The 24,898-nt window shown below is 45.9% G+C and carries 22 protein-coding genes and 1 pseudogene; 9 read left to right on the forward strand and 14 right to left on the reverse strand.

Annotated features, from left to right (window positions below):
• Positions 1-178 precede the first annotated feature (178 nt).
• Positions 179-1,807: pseudogene (locus C8R11_RS02335) on the forward strand (formate--tetrahydrofolate ligase); the annotation flags it as partial.
• Between the two features lie 299 nt (positions 1,808-2,106).
• On the opposite strand, the gene C8R11_RS02340 reads toward C8R11_RS02335, so the two are convergent.
• Both C8R11_RS02340 and C8R11_RS02345 read right to left on the reverse strand, forming a co-directional pair.
• On the reverse strand, positions 2,107-2,832 hold the full coding sequence (locus C8R11_RS02340; RefSeq protein ID WP_107794293.1) for a DNA/RNA non-specific endonuclease: 726 nt from the start codon (positions 2,830-2,832) through the stop codon (positions 2,107-2,109).
• Positions 2,833-2,910: 78 nt separating this feature from the next.
• Entirely contained in the window at positions 2,911-3,396 is a 486-nt protein-coding gene (locus C8R11_RS02345) for a Slp family lipoprotein (RefSeq protein ID WP_107794294.1), read from the reverse strand.
• Between the two features lie 408 nt (positions 3,397-3,804).
• Here C8R11_RS02345 and C8R11_RS02350 point away from each other — a divergent pair, with 408 nt between their 5' ends.
• The 8 genes from C8R11_RS02350 (at position 3,805) to asnB (ending at position 12,582) form a co-directional block, all read left to right on the forward strand.
• Positions 3,805-4,806, forward strand: coding sequence for a zinc-dependent alcohol dehydrogenase family protein (locus C8R11_RS02350; RefSeq protein ID WP_107794429.1), 1,002 nt, complete (start codon positions 3,805-3,807; stop codon positions 4,804-4,806).
• A 6-nt stretch (positions 4,807-4,812) separates the two neighbouring features.
• On the forward strand, positions 4,813-5,781 hold the full coding sequence (locus tag C8R11_RS02355; RefSeq protein ID WP_107794430.1) for an L-threonine 3-dehydrogenase: 969 nt from the start codon (positions 4,813-4,815) through the stop codon (positions 5,779-5,781).
• A gap of 12 nt (positions 5,782-5,793) precedes the next feature.
• Positions 5,794-7,089, forward strand: coding sequence for an aminotransferase class I/II-fold pyridoxal phosphate-dependent enzyme (locus C8R11_RS02360; RefSeq protein WP_107794295.1), 1,296 nt, complete (start codon positions 5,794-5,796; stop codon positions 7,087-7,089).
• Positions 7,090-7,501: 412 nt separating this feature from the next.
• Positions 7,502-7,951: a fibronectin type III domain-containing protein gene (locus C8R11_RS02365; protein ID WP_146159051.1), complete on the forward strand. Its 450-nt coding sequence runs from the start codon at positions 7,502-7,504 to the stop codon at positions 7,949-7,951.
• Positions 7,941-9,368, forward strand: a complete 1,428-nt coding sequence (locus C8R11_RS02370) for a sodium:solute symporter family transporter (protein WP_107794297.1) — start codon at positions 7,941-7,943, stop codon at positions 9,366-9,368. The genes C8R11_RS02365 and C8R11_RS02370 overlap by 11 nt, the downstream gene beginning before the upstream one ends.
• Positions 9,365-9,487, forward strand: coding sequence for a hypothetical protein (locus tag C8R11_RS16875; protein ID WP_280142033.1), 123 nt, complete (start codon positions 9,365-9,367; stop codon positions 9,485-9,487). Before C8R11_RS02370 ends, C8R11_RS16875 begins: the two co-directional genes overlap by 4 nt.
• Positions 9,481-10,572, forward strand: a complete 1,092-nt coding sequence (locus C8R11_RS02375) for an aspartate/ornithine carbamoyltransferase family protein (protein ID WP_219908528.1) — start codon at positions 9,481-9,483, stop codon at positions 10,570-10,572. The genes C8R11_RS16875 and C8R11_RS02375 overlap by 7 nt, the downstream gene beginning before the upstream one ends.
• Positions 10,573-10,623: 51 nt before the next feature.
• On the forward strand, positions 10,624-12,582 hold the full coding sequence (gene asnB, locus C8R11_RS02380; protein WP_107794298.1) for an asparagine synthase (glutamine-hydrolyzing): 1,959 nt from the start codon (positions 10,624-10,626) through the stop codon (positions 12,580-12,582).
• A gap of 176 nt (positions 12,583-12,758) precedes the next feature.
• Here the strand turns inward: asnB and C8R11_RS02385 are convergent, their stop codons facing one another.
• The 12 genes from C8R11_RS02385 to C8R11_RS02440 form a co-directional block, all read right to left on the reverse strand.
• Positions 12,759-14,411 carry a tetratricopeptide repeat protein gene (locus C8R11_RS02385; protein WP_107794299.1) on the reverse strand — a complete coding sequence of 551 codons (1,653 nt, stop codon included), beginning with the start codon at positions 14,409-14,411 and terminating at the stop codon, positions 12,759-12,761.
• Positions 14,412-14,692: 281 nt separating this feature from the next.
• Positions 14,693-15,289, reverse strand: coding sequence for a TetR/AcrR family transcriptional regulator (locus C8R11_RS02390; RefSeq protein WP_107794300.1), 597 nt, complete (start codon positions 15,287-15,289; stop codon positions 14,693-14,695).
• 851 nt (positions 15,290-16,140) lie between these two features.
• Positions 16,141-16,806: an FAD-binding oxidoreductase gene (locus C8R11_RS02395; RefSeq protein ID WP_107794301.1), complete on the reverse strand. Its 666-nt coding sequence runs from the start codon at positions 16,804-16,806 to the stop codon at positions 16,141-16,143.
• Between the two features lie 376 nt (positions 16,807-17,182).
• The gene (locus C8R11_RS02400) at positions 17,183-17,404 is read right to left on the reverse strand and encodes a hypothetical protein (protein WP_107794302.1); all 222 of its coding nucleotides are present in this window, start codon (positions 17,402-17,404) and stop codon (positions 17,183-17,185) included.
• Positions 17,405-17,901: 497 nt separating this feature from the next.
• Positions 17,902-18,429, reverse strand: coding sequence for a histidine phosphatase family protein (locus tag C8R11_RS02405; protein ID WP_181258130.1), 528 nt, complete (start codon positions 18,427-18,429; stop codon positions 17,902-17,904).
• Positions 18,430-18,515: 86 nt separating this feature from the next.
• Complete coding sequence (sucD, locus tag C8R11_RS02410; RefSeq protein WP_107794304.1) at positions 18,516-19,403, reverse strand: succinate--CoA ligase subunit alpha; 888 nt, start codon at positions 19,401-19,403, stop codon at positions 18,516-18,518.
• 10 nt (positions 19,404-19,413) lie between these two features.
• Positions 19,414-20,595, reverse strand: coding sequence for a malate--CoA ligase subunit beta (locus C8R11_RS02415; RefSeq protein WP_107794305.1), 1,182 nt, complete (start codon positions 20,593-20,595; stop codon positions 19,414-19,416).
• 147 nt (positions 20,596-20,742) lie between these two features.
• Complete coding sequence (locus tag C8R11_RS02420) at positions 20,743-21,690, reverse strand: HpcH/HpaI aldolase/citrate lyase family protein (protein WP_107794306.1); 948 nt, start codon at positions 21,688-21,690, stop codon at positions 20,743-20,745.
• Between the two features lie 273 nt (positions 21,691-21,963).
• Entirely contained in the window at positions 21,964-22,941 is a 978-nt protein-coding gene (locus C8R11_RS02425) for an ADP-ribosylglycohydrolase family protein (RefSeq protein ID WP_107794307.1), read from the reverse strand.
• Between the two features lie 69 nt (positions 22,942-23,010).
• A complete protein-coding gene (locus C8R11_RS02430; protein WP_090696406.1) occupies positions 23,011-23,193 on the reverse strand; it encodes a Trm112 family protein in 183 nt (60 codons plus the stop codon).
• A gap of 35 nt (positions 23,194-23,228) precedes the next feature.
• The gene (locus C8R11_RS02435) at positions 23,229-24,068 is read right to left on the reverse strand and encodes a ParB/RepB/Spo0J family partition protein (protein WP_107794308.1); all 840 of its coding nucleotides are present in this window, start codon (positions 24,066-24,068) and stop codon (positions 23,229-23,231) included.
• A 66-nt stretch (positions 24,069-24,134) separates the two neighbouring features.
• Entirely contained in the window at positions 24,135-24,893 is a 759-nt protein-coding gene (locus C8R11_RS02440) for a ParA family protein (protein WP_107794309.1), read from the reverse strand.
• Positions 24,894-24,898 lie beyond the last annotated feature (5 nt).

Consider the following 24,898-nt stretch of genomic DNA (forward strand, 5'->3'; position numbering starts at 1 on the left):
GCTGCATTCGAACAAAGCCAGCTAGTTAATTTTTTGGAAAATACTGAAGGAATCCTGGAGATCTAACACTTAATTTCGGTGATAGATAAGTAATGTGTCACCTGAATTTCTCTATCATTTTTTCGACTTATCCGCAACTGCATAGTAAGCTACACAACAATTCCTTTCCGAAACCTCATACATGCATCATATACTTAATATCGCAGAAACAATGGGCCTGCAACCCGATGCACTGATGTGTTATGGCGTGCATATGGCCAAACTTCAACTGCATGCTTTACCCGACAAAGAAACCAAACCGACAGGAAAAATTATCCTGGTATCAGCAATCAATCCAACCCGCAGCGGCGAAGGAAAAACCACTGTTGCTATAGGCCTGGCTCAGGGCCTGGCCCGTATCGGCAAAAAAACAGCGCTTGCACTGCGCGAGCCTTCTCTGGGCCCCATTTTCGGTGTCAAGGGAGGTGGCACGGGCGGCGGTCGCTGTCAGCTTGAACCCGCCTCCCGCATCAACATGCATTTCACCGGGGACATGCATGCCATCGGCGCTGCGCACAATCTGCTGGCTGCACTGCTGGATAATGCGATTCATTTTCGCAGCGAACTGGATCTGGAGCATCGTCAGATTTTCTGGCGCCGTGTCTTGGATGTCAATGATCGCGCGTTGCGCCAGACCGTCACTGGACTGGGAGGAAGGCTTAATGGCGTGCCGCGTGAAACCGGTTTTGATATCACTGCCGCTTCGGAAATCATGGCCATTCTCTGCCTAAGTGAAGATATAGCTGATCTGAGATCCCGGCTGGGACGTATTCTGGTTGGCTTCAACCGTTCAGAAGAACCGGTCACGGCGCAAAGCCTGCAGGCGACAGGCGCAATGTCGGCGCTGCTGCACGATGCCATTCTGCCGAATCTGGTGCAATCCACCGAAGGCGTTCCCGCTTTTGTCCATGGTGGACCGTTTGGCAATATCGCGCATGGCTGTAACAGCGTGGTAGCCACCCGCGCCGCAGCCACTTTCGCAGACTACGCGGTGACAGAAGCTGGCTTTGGCTTTGATCTGGGCGCGGAAAAATTCTTTGATCTGAAATGCCGCGGCTCCGGCCTGTGGCCCACTGCTGTGATGCTGGTGGTAACCGTACGCGCCTTACGAATACACGGTGGCGGAAATTCCGTCCATTCTGGCAATACCGATGAAATCGAGCGCGGACTGAAACATCTCGGCCACCATATTCACAGTGTGCAGGCATTTGGCTTTGAACCGGTCATTGCGATTAATTGCTTTGCCGGTGACAGTGAGCACGAGCTGGCTGTCATAGAACAGTGGTGTAACAAGCGTGGACTGAATGCAGCGCGTTTTACCGGATTCACTGATGGCGGTGCCGGCGCAGAAAATCTGGCGCATGCTGTCATCGACGCTACTGCACAACCGGCATCTGCAGTTCGCTACCTTTATGATTTGGAATCTTCTCCTGAAGCGAAAATTACCGCTGTCGCACGTACGATTTACGGCGCCAGTGAAGTCGTATTCAGCAGAACCGCCAGAAAAGATCTCGAACGCATCAGCGCACTGGGTTACGACCAGCTTCCAGTCTGTATCGCCAAAACCCATCTGTCACTCAGTGATAATCCTGCGCTGGTGGGTCATCCGCGAGGATTCGCACTCCCGGTTGAATCAGTGCGCATTGCCGCCGGCGCTGGTTATCTGCTGGTGATGACCGGTGATATCGTTACCATGCCCGGCTTGCCGCGTGAACCGGCTGCATATCGTATCGATCTGACCGGTGATGGGGAAATTACCGGGCTTTGACAAGCAGCCCAGGCAACCTTAAAGGAATTTGGTGTGATTCGGATGACAAAGTGCAAAACGGACCGGATAGGTTAGTTGTCTGTCTAATATGCGTGTTTGAGATGGCTTGTATGGGCAAACTTTTCTTTGCCAAGATAAGTGCAGCAACATGTGCAATCCGGTAAAAATATCAGTGAAATTTCACGCGCGCAAAGACCCGCCGCTTTCCCGTTATTCATCTAAAATGGTATCATCACACGAGTACCACATGACGCGCTCGCTTCATCAGTAAAACGTGCGCCCTGCTGCAAAAACAAAACCTACCACATATTCCGCACAGTATTTTTTTCCACTTCAATCTCAGGACCCGTCAGTTTATCCCAAAGCAGGATGCCCGCGCGTTGTTCGACATGGGCGGTTGTAACTCGGTAATCGGCCAGGTCATCGCTCAAGTCGGCATTTTCCATTTCAAACGCCCACATTTTAAGTCGGCCACTTTTTTCCTCGGTTAATATGCATTTGAAAAAATGGCTTGGCACAGGAATACGGATGCCGTTTTCGTCATTCTCCCCGATCATATGGATTGACGCATAAAAATCGAAAATGGGTCCGGTGATCACATAAGTTTCCAGCACATTTTCTGTCAGATCCAATTTACGCACGGCATGCTCAAGTGCCCGCCATTTTTTCCGGTTAAATTGAGGGGCCTGCGGTGACATATTGGATAACAAAAACGTTTCACTGTTTTGGATTACTTCATCATCCATGTTATCACTGGCCACCAGATGGCCGCGATCAAATCCGCTATTTCTATAATCGCTCAAATCCGCTCTGAATCTTTTCGGAACTCGAAAGTCCGGCCTGAAATTATTTTGGCGTTGCACTTCGCCCATTATTTTTTTATCGGGATCGACAATTTCGAGCGCCCACTTCGCCTGCCTGAAATAATACGAATAACCCGTCACGTAAAATCGATTGATTAAAATATGGTCGGCAGCAGGACAGCCATATCGGGTTTCCGGTTTTAAAGAAAAAACATCAGGCATAGTACGCTCATATTATCTGTAATCACTGTTAATCAAATACAAACCGACGCAAAAATATCATACGACAATTTTCTCCATCTACCAGAATAGCTGCCTGAAATAACATGTCGGACAATATCGATAATAATTGTCGCGGTATGCAATCGGCCATAGATGAATTGCAGTGGCTTCAATCAACGGCAAACTTGTATTCCCATAACTTGCTGAAACTTCAGTTTTCCCCGCGACAGATCCAACCACTACAACCTCTCTGCTAGCGGCATAGTTCTCCGGATCAAGTGTTTCAGAACTTTTAACGATAAAATATCCCGCACTGGGCTTATCAATCTCTGGTCGGCCGTAATAATCCAATGGGTAAAACATAACTTGCATCAAACTAGCATTTTGTTCATGATTGACATTGATGATAACCCCACCCCATTGCACCAGCGTATCTTTATAACTTTGTGTGTTTTCACTGACCTGAGCATAAGAAACTTCCCTGATGCCTTCAATCTCGAAAGCAGGCGGCATGGCGGAACAGGCACCGAGCAACAAGCTGATTAATAATAGACAAAATCTCATTTTCTACCAAACCCTATCAATGAACATCCAGAATTTACCGCCAGTCAACAACGCAGGATTTATTATATTTGTTGGCAACATTGTAAATATCCCGTAGCTAACAAGGTGAATTATCTATGGTAATTCAGTATACTCTGCAATAATGCCACATAACATGTTGATGTGTCTGAAATGGAAATCTTTCATTGTTGATTACACCGTTTTTCTGGTAATTTTCCCATCTTATCTTGAGTAACAGCTTCGAAATGCAATAGTTCCTGCGTATGTTGACTGAATAAAAATTAATAATAAATTTTTATTCATCTATTCGGTGACACGTGATAACAAATATGTATTAAAACCACGAATTAAACACTAGATTCCTTATTGGATGACAGGCAAAAATAAGACAATTGAGGAATGAATCTTATGCAAGCAATTTATTTCGACAAAGGGGGCGCATCGGATGTATTGCGATACGGCGATGTCGACACACCCCTTCACTGTAGCGATAAACAGGTGCTGGTCCGTATCAAAGCCGCCGGAATCAATCCAATCGATTGCAAAATACGCGCGGCGCCCGATCGTTTTCCGGTCACTTTTCCGGCAATACCGGGTTGTGACGGTGCCGGCATAGTGGAAGCTGTCGGCCTGCAGGTACAGAATTTCAAACCGGGGGACGCAGTTTATTTTTCACAACCCGGTTTCAATCAGCGCCAGGGCACTTACGCCGAATATGTGCTGGTAGACGCGGGATTGCTTGCAAAAAAACCGTTATCACTTTCCTTTGAACAGGCTGCCGCGGCGCCACTGATTTTGATTACCGCATGGGAGGCGTTGCATGACCGCGCGCGTATATCTTCCGGTCAGACAGTATTAATTCATGCGGGTGCGGGTGGTGTCGGTCATGTGGCAATTCAACTGGCCAAACTGGCCGGTGCCAATGTGATCACGACGGTCAGTAGCGAGATAAAAGCCATCTTTGCAAAAAAACTGGGCGCTGACAAGACGATTAACTACAAAACACAGGATGTGATTGAGGAAGTCATGCATCTTACTGCTGGCAAAGGCGTTGATATTGCGTTTGATACCGTAGGGCCGTCAGTGCTGCAAAGCTGCTTCAGTTGTGTAAAAACTTACGGTGATGTGGTGACAATTCTGCAACCAGCCGCTGACACCAACTGGAGCGATGCACGCATCCGCAATGTACGATTCAGTCTTGAACTGATGTTAACACCGGTTATGCTCGAACTTGAAGATGCAAAGCAACATCAGGGCGAGATCCTGCAGCGTTGCACCGCACTGATTGATGAGCGCAAGCTGGCTATCGAGGTTGCCCAAACATTCAGTTTGTCAGAAGCGGCGGCTGCACAGGATATGCTTGAGCAGCAGCATGTGCCGGGCAAATTAGTTTTAACTGTCGACAAGTAAATGCATATGGAACGCATTCTGATAACCGGCGCAACCGGACAGATCGGCTCTGAACTGGTACCCGCATTGCGTGATCGCTACGGAAAGAGTCATGTCATTGCGGCCGGACACAAAACAAAACCGCCACAAAACCTTGTAGAAGAAGGCCCTTATACTTCACTGGATATAACTGACATAACAGCTATCGAGTCCGTGGTGCGCGAATACCGGATCGATACCATTTTTCATCTCGCAGCATTGTTGTCAGCTGTATCAGAAAAAAACCCGCAACTGGCCTGGAAGGTCAATATGGATGGTTTGTACAACGTACTGGAGGTTAGCAGGAAAAATTGTTGCGCTGTTTTTTTCCCAAGCTCCATAGGCGCATTCGGGCCAGATACACCGCGTGACAATACCCCTCAGGACACCGTGCAGCATCCGAACACCCTGTACGGCATCTGCAAAGTGTCCGGCGAGTTGTTATGCAATTATTATTTTTCCCGTTTTGGTGTGGATACCCGCGGCGTTCGCTATCCCGGCCTGATTTCATATGAGACACTGCCGGGTGGCGGCACGACCGACTACGCGGTGGAAATTTTTTATCACGCCATTCAGGAAAGAAAATATGACTGTTTCTTAAAACAGGGAACTTATCTGGACATGATGTACATGCCGGATGCTGTGCGCGCCGCCATTGAACTGATGGAAATCGATGCAAAACGGTTAAAACACCGTAACGCGTTTAATATCACCGCAATGAGTTTCTCACCCGATGAATTAGCAACAAGTATTCAGAGACACATTCCCGATTTTTCAATGCGCTATGCAGTGGATCCCGTGCGTCAGGCCATTGCAGATTCTTGGCCGCGCCATATGAATGATCTTGCTGCAAGGGAACAATGGGGATGGCAACCGCAATTTGATCTGGAGCGGATGACTAAAGATATGCTCGACCGCTTGACAGCAAAACTGGCGCAATCATCTGGAACTGTTTAATGAGGTAATCACATGTCACTTGAACAATTGAATGCGTACTGTACTTCAAAACTGAATGAGCTCAGTGAGAAGGGTGCTCAAAAAGGAATAGAAAAGGTGATTACCCGAATCTTTACATCTGACTGGATCAGGCAAGGTCGATTGCCCGACGCCGAGGAAGACAAAAGCTTCGGACCACGTTATTTTCTGGCCGGAGACGAAAATGCTTATCTGCTCATGAATTCAAATTCGTATCTGGGACTATCGATGCACCCGCAAGTAATTGCAGCAGAAGAAAAAGCTGCGAAGGAATTCGGCACAGGCCCCGGTGCAGTGCGTTTTATATCAGGCACTTACGTACCCCATATCGAACTGGAAAACAGACTGGCGGCCTTTCATCAGCGTGAGTCAGCGATGATTTACAGCGCGGCATACGCAACTGTTATGGGAGTCCTGCCGCCGCTAATCGATGATAACACCCTGGTAATCAGCGACCAGCTTAATCATAATAGCATTATCAATGCGATACGCCTGTGCCGTCCGGCACAAAAAGCAATTTATAAACATCTCGACATGGCCGAGCTTGAGCGTATTCTTCACATTTCTACTTCGAATAATTCGAAGGGAAATAAACAACAAATTAAGCGGATACTCGTCATTACCGACGGTATTTTCAGCATGCGCGGTGATCACGCACCATTGAACAAAATCGTCGACCTCTGCCGTGAATATGAACATCATTTTGCCGATGGTATTATCACCATAGCTGATGATTCGCATGGTGTGGGCGCGTTTGGCGCGACCGGACAAGGAGTCGAGGAATACACGCATAGCAAGGTTGATATCCTGATTGCCACGCTGGGTAAAGCACTGGGTGTGAACGGCGGTTATGTCACCGCCAGCAAACCCGTGATTGATTACCTGCGCGAAACTTCACCCTTTTATATTTATTCGAATCCGATTACGCCATCCGAAGCACGGGCCGCGACAAAATCACTGGATATACTGGAAAGCAGCGAAGGACGCGAACGGCTGAAGAAACTGCGCACATTAACAAAACGGTTTGAGATCGGACTGGCCGAACTGGGTTTTGAAACCATACCCGGTGACCACCCGGTCACACCACTGCTCGTCCGTGATACGCAAAAAACTGCACAACTGACCCGACATTTGCACAATAACAAAGTGCTGGCCACCGGATTGAATTATCCGGTTGTTCCTCAGGGTGAAGAAGAAATCCGCTTTCAAATCAATGTCAATCATACAGTCCGGGATATCGATTACACACTTGCGGTTTTGGATAATTTCAACATAGCGCATTATGGTTGAGAACGGCTCCGGTACCTCGTTAGCTTTTTATCACATGATTTAACAAACCAAATCTTAGTGATAGGAGCCATCTAAAAACCGCAGCTATCCGCTCAATTTTTTATTTGAGCCGTTTTCGTCTATAATAATGCGTCTAATATTGAAACCATTCCGAAATCCCAATGCCGTTCGCTGATTATTAACAGTTAACTGAGTCAGCTCGATAAATCAATCACACGCATCAACCTATAATAATTAACTGATAATATTTTCAGAAAAAGAAAGCGTGTATTTAAAAAATGTAACCAACTTGGATTGCAGCGCACAAAATAATAATGCCTGGCGTTAGACACTGTCTAGACGTTATTTTTTCTTTTTAATACGTGCGGCAAATCAACACAGATAAATGCTGTTATTTAAATTTAAGGCATGCGTGCAACATTCGCACCTCAGCCGCTTACTGTTACTACAGCTACAATTGTTTCTATTTACCGTTGCGCTATTTTTACCGGTTAGCAGTGGCTGCACCGAGACGGTTAAATTCACAAATGACCAGTACCTGGAAAGCGATGCCGGGTATGTTTTGCTTAACTGGAATAATCAAAAACGTATACCTGTAGAACTGCAACAAGGAAGCAAGCACACTTTTGAACAAGCCACCACACTTTATCGAGGTAGTAACAGCTCACTCATGCTCTCGGGCCTGCCAAACGGCACTTATTACTACCGCATTCGCTCGCAGACTGGTACCTGGTCAGACAAAATAACTCTGAATGTAACGCATCATTCCCTTATTAAGGCCTGGCTGTTATTTGTAATAGGTGCTTTCGTCTTTTTTAGCATCGTTTGGGTCATCATAAGAGGTGCAGCTGATGAATCATGATGCGGTATTTTTATCGCCTGCATTAGCCTGGTCACTACTAGCGGCGCTAAGTTTGATATGGATAGCACTCGGCACCTATTGGGGGCTCAAAAACAAAGGCTTTGAGCACCATGCACTGGCCGGCCGTAATGTAGGACTTGCATTGGCATCGGCTACCGCAGTTGCAACCTGGATCACTTCAAATACGACCATGCTGGCACCGCAATTCGCCTTGCAAATGGGTATCTGGGGAATGCTTGCCTACAGCACGGCCGCCTTTGGATTATTTCTTTTTGCACCAATGGCAAAACGTATACGCGCCCTGATGCCGCATGGCTATACCTCTGGTGATTTTATACGTTTACGCTATGGCAAAAAAGCATGGGGTATTTTTCTGCTGTTTACTTTATTTTACAGTTTGACCTGGCTGGTCAGTATGGCAATGGCCGGCGGTATTATGCTGAATGCCTTATCTGGCATTCCTTATGTCTATGGCATGAGTGTACTGTTATTGGTATGCGTCATTTACACCATGCGCGGGGGATTATACGCCGTCATCGGCACTGATTTTATACAAAGCCTGATCATTTTAATCGGTATCGTAGTCGTTGGCTTTGCTGTGTTGAACCACGTCAGTATTGAAGCGATTCACGCCAGTCTCTCTGCCCATAAACCTGCTTTACTGGATGTCATGTTTCCAGCGGCTGTCATGGTGGTATTTAATAACCTGTTGTTTGGTTTGGGCGAAGTATTCCATAACAATGTCTGGTGGAGCAGAGCTTTTGCATTCCGTGAAGGTGTCGGCCAAAAAGCTTTTATCATAGCCGGTTTCATCTGGCTGCCAATACCCGTTGCTGCGGGATTTATCGCGCTGGCATCCGGCGCGTTGGATATAGCCATACCGAGCGCGGATATGGTTGGTCCGCTTGTCATTGCAGACGTGTTAGGTATGACAGGTGCCATTGCCATTTTTATTGTTGTTTTTTGTTCCTTGGCGTCGAGCATAGACAGTCTGCTTGCAGCAACTTCCGATCTCATTACGGAAGATATTTACCGCAAAAGCTATCGGCCCCAGGCAAATGCCGAACAATTAAAAAAAGCGGCGCAGGTCATTACGCTTGCGCTCGGTTTAGGCGCTTGGCTGATTTGCCTGCCGCGCATCGGTACTTTGGCCACCGTTTTGTTTTTTGCTGGCCCATTGGTCGGCAGCATGATCTGGCCCATCGTTACCGGGCTGTACTGGAAACGCGCCACTTCTGCCGGCGCAATCAGCGGTATGTTATTGGGAGGTACGCTGGGCTTATTCGCTTATTTTCAGATTGGCTGGTATGTCGCTTCGCTCGTAGGCGCCACTGTTTCCATGCTCTGTGTGCTTTTCTTCGCTTATCGCTATCCGGGCAATTACGATTGGAACAGGTTGCAGGAAAAACAGACATGATATTTTCAACCGGATTTCTCACATTTTTAGTCTATGGCGCATTGGGATGGTGCGCGGCAACCGGTATTATTCTCATGATTATGTTACTGAAGGAATGGATGAGGGGAAAATTATGGTGATTAAGCCCGCAGCTCAAGTCGAACATATTGTTCAAAACAAGCCGAAAATGAATCTGATTGGTCTGTGCCCCGATCCGGCAAATCTTATCGATCGACAACCAGGTGTTCAATTGGCCAGACTTAAAAAACTGGCTTATAAATCGGTTCTTTCATCGGATCTTTTTGATGCAGAAATGCTGTATGAACTGAGTAAGGTGGCTGCTTATCTGCAACTAAAAAAAATATCTCCTGAGGCCGCACTCCATGACAAGATTCTGGCCACTGCATTTTTCGAACCCAGCACGCGCACGCGGCTTTCATTTGAAAGCGCCATACTGAGACTTGGCGGCAAAACAATCAGTGTTGCTGAAGCTGCTTCTACCGGTGTTGCCAAAGGCGAAAAATTACTTGATATCGGTCAGATGTTTAACAGTTATGCCGACATGGTCGTCATTCGTCATACACAGCAAAAAGCAATTCAGGAACTGAGTGAATATTTGCGCATTCCCATGATCAATGGCGGAAACGGCTCAGACGAACATCCCACGCAGGCATTAGCAGACTGGTACGCACTGTTAAAATGGAAACCCGGCCTGGCTTTTGATACGCTTTCCGAAGACAGACTGCATCTTGGTATTGTGGGCACACCTGGAAACATGCGCACAGTCAAAAGTTTTCTGATTCTGGCGTTGCTATTCAAACAAAATATCGAGCAAATAACCATCGTTTCTGAAATGGCCGACCCACTGGGTGATGAAGTCCAATCATTTTGTGATTCGAGTCCGGTTCCCATCTATATCAATAACGATTTGCAAAGTGTCCTCAGCACGCTGGATGTTATCTACATGAATTCGATTGCTTTTTTGGGTGATGGGTATCGTACACTGGGTTCCCGTTTTAAACTGAATAAAGGTTCAACACTAAAAAAAGACGCTGTGATTCTCCATCCACTGGCTCGGAAAGATGAACTGGACGTCTGTCTTGACCATACACAGCACAATCTTTATTTTAATCAAGCAGATGGTGCAGTTTTTATCCGGCAGGCGCTGCTTTTAAGCATCTTTGATCGTCTCGAGCATGTTTTACCCGATACGCTGATTGAATAAGCGTATCGAAACAATGGATTACCCAAATTATAAACAAATAGAGGTGCAAGTATGTGTGGTATAGCTGGCTTATGGAACCCATTCAATTATGAACACGATAATGATAAATATGTCCATCAAATGGCCGCGCAGTTGTTGCATCGCGGACCAGATGGGCGCGGTTTTCATATTGATGCGAATGAAGGTATTGCCATGGCGCACACTCGCCTGTCTATTATCGATTTGGACACCGGCAATCAACCGATTCATGATCGTTATGCACGTCTGACGCTTACTGCCAATGGTGAATTTTATGATTACAAGCGTATTCGAGGGTTATTGGCCGCAGACGGGTTTGACTTTGTCACCAAATCGGACAGCGAAATTGCGCTAAAACTTTATCGGAAACATGGGCTCGCATTCGTTGATTATTTGCGCGGCGAATTTGCCTTTTCACTTTTTGATGCAACCAATAAGCAGTTGATTCTGGTTCGGGACCGGTTTGGCATTCGTCCGTTGTTTTATCACCTAACCGATGAAGCCGTATATTATGGTTCTGAAATCAAATCGTTACTCGCGCATCCGCATGTTCCGCGTAAAATTTCCGCAAAATCGCAACTGCACCAGATGATGCAGGTCATGGTGCCGGGTGACACGCTGTTTGAGAATATACATGCCCTGAAACCCGGCCATATGCTAATCATCAGGCAAAACAACAATCGGCTTGAAGTCGAAGAAAAATGCTACTGGGATGCTGATTTCCCACATGATGGCGAACACGCGCCCCGGACCGATGAAGCACATATTGAAGCCGTGCGCGAAGCACTGATCGAATCCGTTACCCTGCGCCTGGAAGCAGATGTCCCGGTCGCTTGTTATCTTTCCGGTGGGATCGACAGCTGTTCAATTCTTGGTATGGCTTCTTCCATCCAGCAATCCCCAGTCAAGGCATTCACTATCAGCTTTGATGATGCGCGTTACGACGAAGCGGCGATTGCCACCGAAATGGCTGACAGATGCGGCGCCGATCAGGATATTCTAAATGTATCCGCGTCGGATCTATACGGCCAGCATTTTGAAAAAGCCATCTGGCATTCCGAACGCACCTTTTATAATACGCTGGGTGTGGCCAAAATGCTGATGAGTCGGCATGTCACAGACCATCAATTCAAAGTTGTCATTACCGGCGAAGGCTCGGACGAATTTTTCGGCGGCTACGCCGCCTTTAAACGTGACATGTTTATTCACGACCCCAGCTATCACTCTGAACAGATGGATGCGCAACTTCGGGCCAGCAATCAGGTTTTTAGTGGTTCGGTGCTTGCGGAAAAAACTGTCTCACACCCTGCGTTTGAAGATGTGATGGGCTTTACACCCTCCTGGATTCAGCCTTGGATGCTGGTGCTCGAACAAGTCAAGCCATTGCTGGCGAAGACGTTTCTGGAAGAGCTCGGCGACTATGATCCCGTTAACGCGATTGCATACAGTCTGGACAAAACGAAACTTGATGGCCGCCACCCTCTAGATAAAGCACAATACACTTGGATCAAAACCATGCTCGAAGGACAAATCCTCAGTTGGGGCGGTGATCGCGTCGATATGGCCAATTCACTGGAGTCGCGCCCGGCATTTCTGGATCATCATGTTACGGAACTCGCCGCAACTCTGCCACCGCATGTGCGCATCCGCAATGGCGTTGAAAAATGGGTGCTGCGCGAAGCAATGAAACACCTTCTGCCCGAGGTGCTTTATCAACGTGAAAAATTCGCTTTCATGGCCCCGCCTGCACATACCGATCAACAAAAAACACAGGCTATCAACAGCTTGCTCGACAAACATCTTTCGCCAGAACGTATTTCGCAAACAGGCATACTTAACCCCGAAGCATTCAACAGCATGCTTAAAGACTACCGTGAATCTTCAGATCACACCCTGCAAACACGCCAGGACATCATTCTCAACCATGCGATTGGACTGCATGCCATTGATGACATGTTTATGCAGCATCCTGTTGCCGGGGGCTTTAGATAGCCTGAAAAAGCAGAAATAAATATACGTGAAACTCAGGGCCAGTAAAGATACCACAATATAACAATTACCCCGTGCTACACTACAACAGACTACAGCAATGCTCCCATAGTGACTGAGCTCACTGCATCACCGGAAAATTCCCGGTGATATCGAGTTTAATATTTATCGCGCTTTTCTTAGTGTCCAAAGCGCGATGCGGTGAGTACCACGTCAGCATTTTCCCAGGCTTTCTTGAAACGCACTTCAATCAACTCGGCTTCTTGTGTTTTATTTTGCGCGCGCAGTGCCTGTAACAGGCCATAAAGTGCCCAGCCATTATCGCGGTTTCGCCGTAAATCCTCCCAGTATATGACTTCCGCTTCACCCGGTCGTCCTGATTCCAGCAAAATAGCGCCAAGTGCCAGTCGAGGCGGATAATGCCATTCCGCTGGTTCTGTATAGATCAAGGCATCTTCCAAGCGAACCGCCTTCTCAAGGTGGCTAACAGCGGTGTCGAATTGCCTGCGAGCGGCCGCAATTTCCCCAGCCAATACCTCAGGTGCGATTCTTAGCACAGTACGGGGAGTATTTTTTGAAAAAAGCGCACCGCCGAGTGACGGGTCCTGCATGATGATACTCAAGCGCGTTAATTCTTTATCAGCTTGCGCCAGCTTCCCGGTTGCGACAAACGCCAGGCCACGCACATAATGCCAGCTTCCTTTTAGGAATGCGTTGGTAGCCGGAGGCTGAGGTAAATCAAGAATTTTTTGCCAGAGTCCAAATCTTGCATATGCCCAATAAGGTACCATACGAAACACTGCTGTTAGTGGCATTTCTTTCAATGTTGCGTCATCTATATTACCGGCCAGCTTTTCTGCAGATTCAATGGCAACTTTACTTTGTCCGCTTGCTGTGGCCGCAAACCATAGAAAATGAATGTTATGCGGATAGTACCCGATGGCGTATAGTCCCTGGGCTTTGCTTTGCTCGATATAATCTTCGTCAGCTGCAACGGCAAGTTGATTGCTTTTCATTGAATCCGCATATCTCCCTACTCGCTGATATATATGTGACGGCATGTGCACCAGATGGCCTGCAGCTGGCATCAGCGTAAGCAAAGTGTCGGCGGCTTTTTCAGCTCGCTCGGGTGTAGATGTTGGTTCTATCAGGTGTATGTAAAGATGCAGCGCACCGGGGTGAGTCGGGAAACGACTCAATACAGCCTCAGTCAATGCAACAATTTCAGCCGTTCCTTCATGTGGTTGTCCGTCAGGCATCCAATAACCCCATGGGCGAAGATCCATTACCGATTCCACATAGAACATGGCAATATCAGGATCATCCGGAAAACGTTGATGCACCGCATGCATTGCTTTTGCATAGGCCTTGTCGTTAGCTTCACGTTGTTCCGCCCTTCCTGTGTAACGTTTTTCAAGTGCAATAATCAATGCCTGTTCCCTGGATGACGCCCGATCCATGAGCGATTTTGCCTGTTGCACCAGTTTTAAAGCCAGCACTTCGTCATCTGGATTCATCATCGCATTGATGTTTGGGCCAAGTACAAGCGCCTGCCCCCAATGTGCCATTGCAAGTGTTGGATCAAGCCGTGCCGCTTCACGAAACGCCCGGCCCGCCTCAGCATGATTGAAACCATAGGTAAGATTAATACCTTGATTAATAAATTGCTGCGCTTCTTCAATTTGTGTACTGACCGGAAATGTATGTGAACCAAGATTTTGCAGTTTGGGTGCTATTTGATCAGCTGATGTTGTCGCAAATATCGATGTTGTGGTCAATGTAATCAGCAGCACCAATCCTGCTGACAATAATTTAAGCCCATGGGTTTGCATAAATATCTCCTTTAAAGTGTTTTCAGGCAGTTGTTCAAACAAATACTTTGCCGCATACAAACTCAGCAATACCGATCTTTTCTGTTATTGCCGTTATTCGGAACATCGTTTCGTTTACAGGTGTCCGCATCAGAAATTTCGCGTACGATAAGATATTTTGAGAGCTTTCCCTTCATGAATAATATGTGACTGGTCGTCTATATTTAGAATAAAAGACAAATCTGTTGTATGTTGTTGGCTTGGTTCCCCTGTTAACCCTTGTCTCCAGGACTGTCCAAAAGTTAAGTTCTGAAGAAATCGCCAAGCAGATCATGACAACACTGTCGTACGGGTTTGGGTGATTTCTCTATCTTGGTTCTGAGTAAAGCCCCCTGCCAGGTATTGATCAGCAGATCCGCCATTTCTGTAGCTGACTTATCTCTTCTTATAGTGCCTTGTTGCTGCGCTTTTTCCAAACCAGACTGCAACAAATCCCGATAGCGATTGACTGCAGATTGAAGCGACTGTTGACAAATAGCACTGGTATCACCAATCTCCCCCATTAAATTACCCAGCAGGCAGCCTCCTTTGAAGCCATTCTGTTCAAGTTCTGAAATCAATTCATCAAAGTAATGCTGTATCGCTCCGAGCGCATCAGTTTCAGCGTGTTGTATATGTGCGCTTAGTTGCTTTAGAAAAGGGTCGATATAATGCTGAATAACTTCCGCGCCAAAATCCTCCTTACTGCCAAAATAATTGTAAAATGAACCTTTAGGAATATTGACCGCATTTAATATCTCCTGCAGTCCTGTGCCGTGATACCCCTGTGCCATCAGCATAGATACACCTTGGTTCAGTATATTTTCTTTATTATGATCTTTTTTTGTTAATCGACGCATTTGATTATAATACGACCGGTTGTCTCATGGAGTCAAGTAAAATTGATTGTAAATAATTTTTCTATTTATTGGATAAAGTTCTCGTATGCTATCCTCACATACTATGATGTCAATATTTCTTATTTCTTCAATGCCATTAGCTATAAAAAAGCGAGGCAGAAAATAGCATCAGATCACAATTATTGAAAACGACTGTATCAGCCGAGCATTATCGAATATAACAAACACTATATGTACAGTCTTATAAACAATAGAAAATTTCCAGCTCATTATAATCCCGGAATACTGTTTTCAGATAACCCGTAATAGGAATATACTTCTGCAAACTGCTTGATAATTGATTAGCTCTGCAAAAAAGTAGTTTGATCTTATTATTGTTTATATTGGTTCAACGGAACAGTTATTGGTCTTAAATAATCAAAAATAAGTAAATCATATGACTGCCCCAAATTCATCCTTAAACAATGCGGAGAATAAAGAACAAATGCACAACGATTCATCGAATACCGCACAGAATGATGTTCCGGACTCTGTAACTGAAGTAGCGCAAACAAGTCAAGAGACGCTCTTCAACATCTGGGAAAATATTTTGGAGCACACCCTAACTTCTTATTTGTAGATTTGAAAAGAAGAAAAGTAACAAAATCCTTTCCTTAACATATCATTGAAAAACTCTTTAAAAACAGTTTATTGCCAATGGAAATAGGCGATAAACTAGAGTTTATATATCATAAATGAGTATTTTGAGCGCTGCAAGGGCAACGCAGATAATTTCAACAGCCTGTTCAATAATCTAAAACAATAACAGTAGTACTGTGTTACCACTACGTCAACTAACGAATGTGCTGTGATTAATGCTCAAAAATGAGCGCATCGGGGTGTGCGCCCAGAGATTTTAATGCATCGGTAATCGACTCCATAAAACCATCGGGGCCACAAAGATAAAAATGTTGATCAAAATCATTAATTTTTTCTTGTAAAAAGGTTTTATCGATCATGGAATTGTCGTAACCGGGTGCACTGTCTTGCGTACAGGTCAATATACAACGCTCGCCCATTAAATAACGGAATTCCTTTTCGTTAATGATGTCGGCAGGCGTTTTATTTGAAAATATCAACGTCTGTCCACTCAACTCATTTTTTTGTGCCAGATCCCTCAGAATCGCAATGAACGGGGTAATACCCGCTCCTCCCGCAATAAAAACACCCGGGCCTTTATATTGAATGGTACCGAATGGTTCACTGATTTTAAAAGCGGCCCCACTTTCGAGTTGATGAAGCATTTTCGTAACACCCTGATGATCTGGGTATTTTTTGATGATAAACTCCAGTATTCGATCATTTATTGATGAAGTAGGTGTGAAAGGGCGTGTTTCATGTTTCCACTGACTCTGATCGATAGCAAGTTCCACAGCCTGACCTGGCTCGAACTCAAACCCTCCAGGTTTTTCCAGAATAAAACGTTTTACGTCATGCGTAACAAATTCACTCATGAGTAAATGCGCAGAAAATTCCATAATGATAGCTTTCTCCTTAATAAAAATTAATCAAGCTACTTTCGGATGCAGTCTAACCCTGCCAATGCTGAATCTTTGTAAAACTCCATAATACCTATCAAACTCAATCTGTAACCTAATAGCATGTATTATTGGGAATTTCATATTCCTTAAGACGATGTGCCGTAAAATTAGCATATTCCCTGACTACCGTTCTCGAGAAACGGAAAAAACTGACATATTTACACTCAAAAAGCAGTCACCGTACTACATTTAATACGCCTTGGGTCAAGGCAATTTAACAGTTGTGAAAATTATATTTCTTATTCAGTTATACACGCGCCTCCCCGCCTATCCAGCTATAACAAACAAGGAAGCGCGGTATTGCAACGATATATCAATATCCACTGCTGATATCATCGGCCTGATCGTCGATTGCTTCACCTGCTTCTTCCGCACTATCTTCAACTTCGTTGGCAGCGTCATCAACGGCATCAAGGCCTTTTTCAACGCTTTTATCAATTGCTTCGCCTGCTTTCTCGGCAGGACCCTGCTCGGCACAGCCTGCGATGAAAAAGAACGCGGAAATTACAGACAGCAACAAAATATATTTTTTCATTGAAATAACTCCTTTAATTTAAGAAAAACAATCAAATTGAACATACATGAATTTATATTCAACAAGCTTAGAAATAAGCTGATTTACTCCAGAGGATTGATTGCCGGGATTTAGATACAGCTCCCTAAGTGAATGCTTATACTCTCACATGCGCCCTCTAACGCAATTAACTCATGTTAATGTGGCGCAAAAAATATTAATAAATGATGAGTGAAAGCGTTTTTAGAATATCAGATTTTTGCAATTACAACAAAAATTACATTTTGTTCAAATGCATCGAAAGAAATGTATTCTTTTTTCATTCGGCACCATAAAAACTAAATATCAAATCTGATCACAGCCGGAAGCATGCGAATTCAGTATCAATCATTTGCCAGGCTGTTGAAAAGCGTATTCGAGTCAGGCAAGGCATAAACAGACAAGAAAGTGAAGTTTATACATAATAAATGGGTATTTCAGTCCGTTTTTAACGCCACAGTGGCAACGCATGTAGTTTTTTATCGACCTGTTAACAAATAATGTTTAAATTCACAGTTTCGCACATGAATGTCTCTTAATTGATGATCTTCGACACCACCTTCAAAGTAGGCCGCGAATACCCGCATGGTTTCTTCATGCGCTACTATCAGCAGCACTTTATCCTGTTGCATTTTTAACCAGTCAATAAAACACAAAACGCGTTGTTTGTGATCAAGCAACGACTCACCACCGTTCATGCGCATTCGTAACGGATCAAGGGCAATCGCTGCAAAATAGTCGCATACTGGCTTGCCGTCAAATCCAGATCGGATATCGGCAAGATCAGCATGCACCGTAATCTGCACGGCATGGTAGCGATTGATGATCTCTGCGGTTTGGCGTGTACGCGGCAAAGGTGAGACGATCATGCGATCAAAGACCACATCACGCAGCGCCAGCGCTGCTTCCTCCGCCTGTGCAATACCTTTGTTCGTTAAGTGCACGTCCCGGTTGGGATCGTCATTACACAAGTTCAGATCATTATAATTTGTACGGCCATGCCGCATGCAATAAATTTCCATAATACAAATTAAAAAGGGTATCCATAGCCGTGAGATACCCTTTTCAGATTAGATTATATGATCAAGGTGCTCTACATCTTAGCTATTACCTCAGCCACCGTTTGTCCCATGAGTGAAGGAGTAGGACAAATAGTAACGCCCAGTTCCTTGAGTGTCGCTACCTTTTCCGCAGCGCTTTCGCCCGCTGACGAAATAATTGCGCCGGCATGTCCCATGCGGCGTCCTTCCGGTGCTGTAAGTCCAGCGATATAAGCAACCAGTGGTTTAGTCATATTTTCCTTGAAGAAAATACCTGCGTCTACTTCCATTGGCCCACCGATTTCACCAATCATCAGGGCAACTTTTGTTTCTGGATCCTCTTCCAGCTTTACCAGTACGTCAAGATGCGAACTGCCTATAATCGGGTCACCGCCAATGCCGACAGAGGTTGAGATACCGATGCCAAGCAAGCGCATTTGATCGGCAGCTTCGTAACCGAGCGTCCCTGAACGACCGACGACACCGACATTACCGCGTGTGTAGATATGGCCCGGCATAATGCCGAGCATGGAACGACCCGGACTGATGGTACCTGCGCAGTTAGGGCCGGTCAACATCATGCGTTCTTCCCGCGGGAAACGACGCAGAAAGTTTTTGACGGTCATCATATCTTGCGTGGGAATGCCGTCGGTAATGGAAACACAATATTTTATTCCCGCATCCGCAGCCTCCATGATGGAATCAGCCGCGAAGGCGGGTGGCACAAATACAATGCTGGCTTCAGCACCCACTTGTTGCACCGCTTCCCTGACGGTGTTAAATACAGGCAAGCCCAAATGTGTCTGACCGCCTTTGCCGGGGGTTACGCCCCCAACAACATTAGAGCCATAATCAATCATTTCCTGTGCATGAAAAGTACCAATTTTTCCGGTAAATCCTTGAACAATAATGCGTGTTTTTTCGTCAATGAGTATTGTCACTTTGTGCTCCCTAACCTTCTTGTGCAGCTACCTGATTACGCGCTGCCACTACTTTTTCTGCGGCTTCTGCAAGAGTATCTGCTGTTATTATTTTCATTCCGCTGTCTGCGATGATCTTGCGGCCTTCCTCAACGTTGGTCCCGGATAATCGCACCACCAATGGCACCTGCATACCAATATTTTTAACCGCTTGCACCACACCTTCGGCTATCCAGTCACAGCGGTTGATACCGGCAAAGATATTGACCAGCATGGCTTTTACGTTTTTGTCCGCCAGAACCAATCGAAATGCTTTTTCTGTTCTTTCTGCAGAAGCGCCACCACCAACATCAAGAAAGTTGGCTGGCTCCCCGCCTGCAAGTTTGATCATATCCATTGTCGCCATTGCGAGTCCTGCGCCATTGATCATGCAACCGATATCGCCGTCAAGACCGACATAGCTTAAACCCACCTCGGCAGCAGCCACTTCGCGCGAATCGACTTGTGAGTTATCACGTAACTCTGCTATTCTGTGACGGCGATACAGTGCATTTTCATCGAATGCCATTTTAGCGTCGAGTGCGATGATTTCATTGTTGGCAGAAACCACCAGCGGATTAATTTCCAGGATATTAGCATCCAAATCGCGCAATGCGCGATAACAGCCTTTGATGGTTTTTACCGCATGGTTTAATAGCGAGGAATCCAGACCCAGGGCGAAAGCCATTTTACGTGCCTGGAAATCCTGCAAACCAACAGCCGGTTCAATATAAATTTTGATAATAGCTTCCGGATGCGTTTTCGCCAAAGTTTCGATTTCCATACCCCCTTGAGCTGAGCCAACCATAATGACACGCTCGGTACTGCGATCAATCAAAAATGACAAATAGATTTCTTTAACAATTTTTGTTCCGGCTTCAATATATACACGCGAACAAAGTTTGCCTGTGGGCCCGCTTTGATGCGTCACCAATGTTTTTCCGAGTAGCTCTTCCGCGGCCACTTCCACTTCATTGTGTGTCTTACAGACTTTGATACCGCCTGCTTTACCACGTGCACCTGAATGAATTTGCGCTTTGACAACCCATACGTCGCCTTCGATCTCTCTTGCGCGCTGAACAGCTTCTTCAACACTGTAGGCTAAACCGCCTTCAGCTATTTTGACACCGTAATCCGCGAGAATTTCTTTTGCTTGATATTCATGAATGTTCAATTCGATTTCCTCATCAATCGCATTTGCTTAGCATGGTTTACGAGATTGAAACCATGTGCTTTCAATTAATCAATGTTGCTTATTCAGACTTGTTTTATGTGACGATATAATGAAAGGGCCGCTTTGCGCGGCCTTTTCAAAGTAACTTTATTTTCTTGCTGCAATAGCATCCGCAATTCTTACCACGTTATTGGCCATTCTTTCCGATGCAGCATCAATCAAGCGGCCATCCAGCGCGGCCGCTCCTTTACCTTGTGCTGCTGCTTCTTTTAAGGCGACCAGTATTCGCTTGGCTTTATCGACTTCAGCTTCCGGTGGGGTAAAAACTTCATTCGCCAGTGTGATCTGTGTCGGGTGAATAGCCCACTTTCCTTCACAACCCAAAGCTGCAGCGCGTCGTGCGGCAAGTTTGTAGCCATCCGGATCCTTGATATCGCCATAAGGCCCGTCGATAGGTCGCAACCCATATGCACGACAAGCGACAGTCATGCGACTGATTGCGAAGTGCCATTGATCACCGGGATAATCTGGATTAAGACCACCAATATTTGTGGTTCGAGCGCGGTTACTGGCAGCATAATCCGCCACACCAAAATGTAATGCTTCCAAACGCCCACGGGAACCGTTACGTGCGATATCTTCAACATTGGCCATGCCGAGAGCAGTTTCAATCAACGCTTCAAGACCTATCCGTTTTTTCAATCCCTGCTGCATCTCCAACTGATTGACCATTGCTTCGACCATGTAGATATCCGAATAAACACCGGCTTTAGGAATCAACAGCGTATCAATCTTGTCTCCGGCCTGTTCAACAAGATCAACCACATCACGAACCATATACTGCGTATCGAGCCCATTGATACGTACAGATACCGTAATACCTTGTGCTTTCCAATCCAGATCATTGATCGCCTGAATGACATTTTTTCGTGCTTGCAGCTTATCGTCCGGAGCCACGGCATCTTCCAGATCAAGAAAAACAAAATCCACACCGCTTTTTAAAGCTTTCTCAAACATTTCCGGGCTCGAACCAGGAACGGCCAACTCACAGCGTTGTACCCGTTGAATTTTTGTTTCATATAGCGTGTGACTCATGTTCTCTCCCTGAAAATTTTAAAGAAATATACCCATCCGCAGAATAGCGCATGAAACGACGCTCAATTACCGCTGTGAACGCTGTCAAAATACGGAATTTACCAATGGCCATCCCAATACTTGAACCCAATGTTTGAGTTTATTGGTTTTTATATACTGTGTCCCTTACGGGGACGAATCAAAAAATCCGGTATTATATCACCGTTGCCTATGTGGTTCTAATAATACGGGTTTTATAGATTTATATGTTGGCAGGCATCTTGAAATATCGCGCTAAACACCCTCTAGTCGGGCACAAGCATCTGCTGCTATGGAAAGTTTGTTATATTTTGCCAACCAGGAAAACGGAATGGTTGCATTTTCGTTATTCTGCCGCTCTGCGTGTGCGGCCACAATTGCACCCAGGATGATAGCGCGCCCGCAACTATCGCCTCCCGCACTGATGTTGGCTTCAATCGCTTGCTGATAACTTGTTGCGTGACGCGCGATGTGTGCAATCACCGGCACTCCTTCTAGTACATGACATGCAGAACCAAAGCATTCCACTGCCTGAACGCTGTTTAATACATCAGTACTCAATGCATCTTTCACTAATGGTTCCAGCTTTTTGCCGGCAAGCGGCAAAGCCTGTGTCAAGGCGTCATTAACCCGAGTACCGTCGAGTACAGCCGACAAAACAGATGCCGCGTATTTTGCAGCCGCAACAGCATCATCGTTATCATTGGTCAATCGAACGACATGTTCGATTTTTTCCAACAACGTATTCTGGGATCCGCTGTGTGCCGCAACTATCACGGGAACAGTTGCCAAAGCAGCAAACTGGTCATCATTTGCACCGGATTTTTCTGGAAAATCCTCGGGCGCCAATGGCATCAGTTTAAGCAGTGTCTGCCGTGTCGGTGAGTCGATATAGCCGGAATAAGCACCACCCGGACCAAAAAAGTTCCGGAATTCTGCTTGATATTCAACACGGTTAAATTGACCGTGCATGGCTAAATGGTTCAATATGAGCAAGCAGGCCTCACCATATCCGGAAGCATCACCGGCAGCTTTATTACCGTGTGCAAAAAAACCCTTCGTATTGACATAGTTTTTGGCGTCGGGTTGTAAAAAAACCAATCCCTTTATTTTTTCGAGTTGAGCAATACGAGCGGGGTCATAAAGCCAGTGCAATCCGAGTGCTGCTGAATCCGCCACCAGAGCACCCATAACAGCGGCGATTCGGGGCGTTAACCTTATTTGAAAGTCCATGGTAAAGCGTTTTTATTGGTTCTGAGTTATGGTTTAAATGAAATTAAGATTTGTTGAACTAATAATTTGCTAACTAATTTCTACCTCATCAGGTATTCTGCGCGCCTCATCCTCAAGCATAATCGGGATGCCGTCCTTAATTGCAAATGCCAGGCGGTCGGGTTTACAAATCAATTCATTATCCTGCTTTTTGTAAAGCAAAGGTCCTTTACACAGTGGACATACCAGGATATCGAGTAATTTTGTATCCATTATTTTCCTTTTGTCTCATTATCTTCTTAACTATTTTATAGTTTTCGCAGTATATCATCCAGCTGATCCAGATCAGCGTAGTGAATGATGATATTACCTTGTCCGTTCTTACGGGATTTGATAGTTACTTGTGCGCCGAGTCTTGCCGAAACATCTTCTTGCAGCGTTAATATATCCCGGTCGGCATTCTGAGATTTCTTTGCAGCCGGTTTATTGAACTGCTGTATTATTTTTTCAGTTTCCCGTACTGATAATTTCTTCAGTACAATCATGTTGCCCACTTGAATTTGCTGAGATGGCGTCAGTGCCAGCAGTGCACGACCATGCCCCATGTCTATTTTACCCAGCATGATGAGCTCCTGAACCGGTTCTGACAAATTGAGCAGGCGCAGCAAATTGGTTACCGCGCTGCGCGAACTTCCCAGTACGTCTGATGCTGATTGATGGGTCATGCCGAATTCATCAATAAGCCGTTGAATACCCATTGCTTCTTCGAGTGGATTCAAATTCTCACGCTGTATATTCTCGATCAGAGAAATCGCCAGTGCCGCGTCATCAGCCACTTCACGAATAATGGCAGGCACTTCGGTAAGCCCCGCTAACTGTGCGGCACGCCAGCGCCTTTCACCAGCAATGATTTCATAAGTATCCACGCCGACGAAGCGCACCAGTATCGGCTGCATGATACCCTGTGTCCTGATGGACTCAGCTAGTTTCGCCAGCGCCGTCTGGTCCATGTTAGTGCGCGGCTGGTATTTCCCCGGCTGGAGTAATGAGATATCAATATCCTGCAACCTGTCAGCAGTAGCATCACTGTCTTTGTTACCGGAAAGTAATGCATCCAGACCTCTCCCCAGGCCTTTTAGTTTTGCCATTGCGTATTCCTTACATAATCAGTCCCAGGCTTAATTGCTACGCCAATTACAATCCGGGGAATCCTGTCAGACATTGAGCACTTCCTTTGCAAGTTCAAGATAAGCCTGAGCACCTTTTGATTGTCTATCATGATAAAGAACAGGGATACCAAAACCGGGAGCCTCCGCCAGCCGTACGTTTCTTGGAATAACCGTTCGGTACACTTTGTTGCCGAAATGTTGCTGCAACTGGTCGGACACCTGCTGCGCAAGAATATTACGCGGATCGAACATGGTGCGGAGCAATCCTTCTATGCGCAGCTTAGGGTTAAAATTTGTGCGGACTTTTTTGATCGTATTGACCAGATCGCTGAGGCCTTCGAGCGCGTAATACTCGCACTGCATCGGTATCATGACAGCGTCTGCGGCGCACAAGCCATTGAGTGTCAGAAGATTAAGTGCCGGCGGGCAATCGATGATAATGTAGTGATACTCACCTTCAATCGAGGATAATGCCGATTTTAAACGCTTTTCTCTTTGAGGCAACGTTACCATTTCAACCTCAGCACCCGCCAGATCCCGATTGGCCGGAATCAGATCATATTTAGCCTGCACACTCCTGACGCGAGCATCTTCTATTGGCAGTTCACCTAAAAGAACCTGATAAACAGTCTGCTGTAGCGTTTGTTTATTAATTCCGCTTCCCATGGTCGCATTCGCCTGCGGATCAAGGTCTATCAATAAAACCTTATTACCCGTTGTAGCAAGGCTTGCGGCCAGATTAACACTGGTTGTTGTTTTACCCACGCCGCCTTTTTGATTAGCAATTGCCAGAATCTTTGTCAAGCCGT

It is taken from the genome of Nitrosomonas aestuarii, assembly GCF_003046585.1.
Lineage (GTDB): Bacteria > Pseudomonadota > Gammaproteobacteria > Burkholderiales > Nitrosomonadaceae > Nitrosomonas > Nitrosomonas aestuarii.